This is a genomic window from Candidatus Aminicenantes bacterium, assembly GCA_026393795.1.
GTDB lineage: Bacteria > Acidobacteriota > Aminicenantia > UBA2199 > UBA2199 > UBA2199.
Window position 1 is genome coordinate 1 of the sequence record JAPKZL010000055.1, and the last position, 3,142, is coordinate 3,142.

Genomic DNA, 3,142 nt, shown 5'->3' on the forward strand with positions numbered 1-3,142 from the left:
AAGGGTGAAGTTCATGGAGGTCATCGCCGAAAAATCGGGACTGGCGCCGGATGAATTGTGGGACGAGGAATCCTTGAAAAAGCACATCGGCCGGCAATTCCCCGACGAACCGCTGCCGCCGACGTTCGGCAAGATGCTGGAGCTGATGTTCGATTTTTATGTCGAAAAAACCCTCCTGGAACCGACGTTCGTCATCCATTATCCCAAGGCCATTTCACCGCTTTCCAAGGTGTCGCGCCTGGACGAGCGCGAAACCGAGCGCTTTGAGCTCTATGTCGCCGGCATGGAAATCGCCAACGGTTTTTCCGAGCTGAACGATCCGTTGGAGCAGCGGCGGCGATTCGAAGCGCAGTTGCAGGACCGGGAAAAAGGCGACGACGAAGCCCAGCTGATCGACAATAATTTCCTCAATGCCCTGGAATACGGCATGGCGCCGGCGGCCGGGGAGGGGATCGGCATCGACCGGCTGGTGATGCTCTATACGGGGGCGGCGACCATCAAGGAAGTCATCCTCTTTCCCCTGCTGAGACCACGGGAATGAAGTTCGAGTGGTTCATCGCCGTCAGGTACCTGAGCAAGGGACGAAAAAACTCTTTCATATCGATCATTTCCCTGGTGTCCATTCTGGGCATTGCCATCGGCGTGGCCGCGTTGATCATCGCCCTGGCCCTGATCAACGGTTTCCAGAACGACATCCGCAACCGCATCCTGAGCTCCTCGGCCCATATCATGATCAGCGACCGCCTGGGCGACGGCATCGAAAACTTTGCCGGCCTGGCGGCCCGGGTGGAAAAGGAATTTCCCGGCATTAAAACCGTCATGCCGGTGGTCTACGGGACCGTCCTGGTCAAGGGCCGAGGCCGGGAGGTAACCGGCGCCGTTTTCCGCGCCATGGACCTGAAGCAGGCGAAAAAGGAAAACTGGCTGAATCGGCTCGAGTACGGCGTCCTGCCCGCCAACGAGCGGGAACTGCTGATCGGCAGGGAAATGGCCTTGAAAATGAATCTCTTCTCCGGTGACAGCTGCCTGGTGATCTCGCCGCAGGCGGCCCTGTCGCCGCTGGGCATGATCCCCCGTTTCAAAAAATTCAGGATTTCCGGAATTTTCAAATCCGGGCTCTTCGAGTTCGACAACGGCACGGTCATCTCAGGCTTGGCCGCCGGCCAGAAGCTGTTCTCGCTGCCCGGCCGCATCAACTACCTGCAGATCAACCTGGACGATATTTTCAGCGCCGAAGCCGTCGCCGGCCGCATGCGCAAGTCCCTGCCGATCCAGTACGCGGTCATCACCTGGCAGGAATTGAACCAGTCCCTCTATTCGGCCTTGCAGCTTGAGAAAACCGTGCTTTTCTTCACCCTGACCCTGATCATCGTCGTCGCCTCGCTGAACATCGTCGCCGGTTTGATCCTGCTGGTCATGCAAAAAATAAGGGATATCGGCATTCTCCTTTCTTACGGCACCACGGCGGCCCAGGTCAAGAAAATATTCTTCATTCAGGGCGCGGTCATCGGCGTGCTGGGGACGGCCCTGGGCGCGCTCCTGGGCCTGGGCTTCTGTTTTTTGGCCAACCGCTACGAATTGATCAAGGTCCCGGCCGAGATCTACCAGGTCAGCTATGTGCCTTTCCGCCTCGGCGCCTTCGACCTGCTGGCGGTGATCCTGGTCTCCCTGCTCATCAGTTTCGGCGCTACCCTGATCCCGGCCCGCAAGGCGGCCCAGGTTTCGGTGGTGGAAGCGGTTAAATACGAATGAGCTTAATTTTAATTTTGCTTGAAAAACTATTGCAATTATATAATTTTTTATTTTTTTAAGATAAAATGGTTCCATGAACAAATCGAGGTTCAATGGAGGGCAGGTGAGACAACGACCGAACGCTCTATTATTGTACGGGTTTTTACTGGCGCTGCTATGGGCAGGAAATCCGCTGGGCGCACAGACGGCCGTGGACTGGGCTGGAATCGAAACGGCCTGGAACGTCTACTACATGAATCCCAGCGAAGCGGGTGCCGAAAAATTGGTGCAACTGCTTCCCGGCACGACGAAGATCCTCGATATCAAGGACGGTTTCACGGTCGTCAACGCGATCAGCGATCATCTGGGGGTCCTGGAAGGGGAGATCTATGCCGGCGGTCCCAACGCGGTCAAACTGGGCTTTCGCCTGCTGACGATCTCTTACGGGGCTTTCGAGGTCTCCCTGGACAAGATCCTCGGCAACCTGATCTCGTACAATCCCAAGCTCTTTCTGGAGGAATTGGCGGCCCACCGCAATTTGTTCTTAATACTGGACCCGATCGTGGCCAGTTTTGTAAATGAAATTCCCAACGACCCCGCCGCCCGGGAACTGGAGAAGAATTTGCGCATCAAATCCCTCGAATCGGTCGAGGACAAAACGCTCAAATCGCTGCGCAATGAGTGCGTCAAACTATTGAAAAAACTGTAGCGCCTTCAGGAATAAACTAACCCAGCAGGGTTTCTAGGTAAGCGGCCGCCACCCGCGGCCAGGTAAAAAAATCCTTCCGCTCCCGCCAGCGGCCACCGATCCTGGCGCGTACCGGGCCGGGATCGTCCAGAAAGTCGTCGATGGCAACGGCCACCTGTCCGGGATCGGGATTTTCGACGAATAAAGCCAGGTCGTGATACATCTCCTGGAGCGACGACGAGGGCAGGAGCAATGGCACCGTGCCGCAGGCCAGTGCTTCCAGGGGAGGAAATCCGAATCCTTCGTAGGAGGAGATATACACAAAGAGATCCAGGGAGGAATAAAACGAATTCAGTAGTTCCTCCGGGAGCCATTCGAGCCAAGTGATCCCTTCCCGGTGCAGCCAGCTTTCGGTCTCTTTGCCGGCGTAGTTCCGGCCGACGATGATCAGCGCCAGGTCGTGCCTGGCCCGCAGCCGGTCGCAGGCCTGGATCAGTTCCTTGACATGGCGCCGTTGGAAAACGCTGCCCAGGAATCCGATCACTTTTTTGCCCTCAAGCCGGTGGCGTTCTTTGAAGGCGTCGATCGTTGCCTCCGCTGCGCGCTTGAAACCGGCTTCGATGGCGAGCGGGATCGCCTGGATTTTTTCGGCGGGTACGCCGTAGTAACGGCCCAATTCTCCCTTGGTGAATTCGGCGTCGGTGTAAATTTGGGCGGCTTTGT

Annotated in this window: 4 protein-coding genes; 3 read left to right on the top strand and 1 reads right to left on the bottom strand. The window is 56.8% G+C overall.

The features are described 5' to 3' along the window. The 3 genes from lysS to NTW95_02565 form a co-directional block, all read left to right on the top strand. Window positions 1-541 (top strand): lysine--tRNA ligase (gene lysS, locus NTW95_02555; protein ID MCX6556301.1); only part of this gene is annotated, 541 nt, incomplete at its 5' end. Then, window positions 538-1,752 carry an ABC transporter permease gene (locus tag NTW95_02560; protein ID MCX6556302.1) on the top strand — a complete coding sequence of 405 codons (1,215 nt, stop codon included), beginning with the start codon at window positions 538-540 and terminating at the stop codon, window positions 1,750-1,752. The genes lysS and NTW95_02560, both read left to right, overlap by 4 nt. Before the next feature lie 73 nt (window positions 1,753-1,825). Then, window positions 1,826-2,440, top strand: a complete 615-nt coding sequence (locus NTW95_02565) for a hypothetical protein (protein MCX6556303.1) — start codon at window positions 1,826-1,828, stop codon at window positions 2,438-2,440. Window positions 2,441-2,456: 16 nt separating this feature from the next. On the opposite strand, the gene NTW95_02570 is transcribed toward NTW95_02565, so the two are convergent. Then, on the bottom strand, window positions 2,457-3,142 hold a 686-nt coding region (locus NTW95_02570), incomplete at its 5' end, for a glycosyltransferase (protein MCX6556304.1).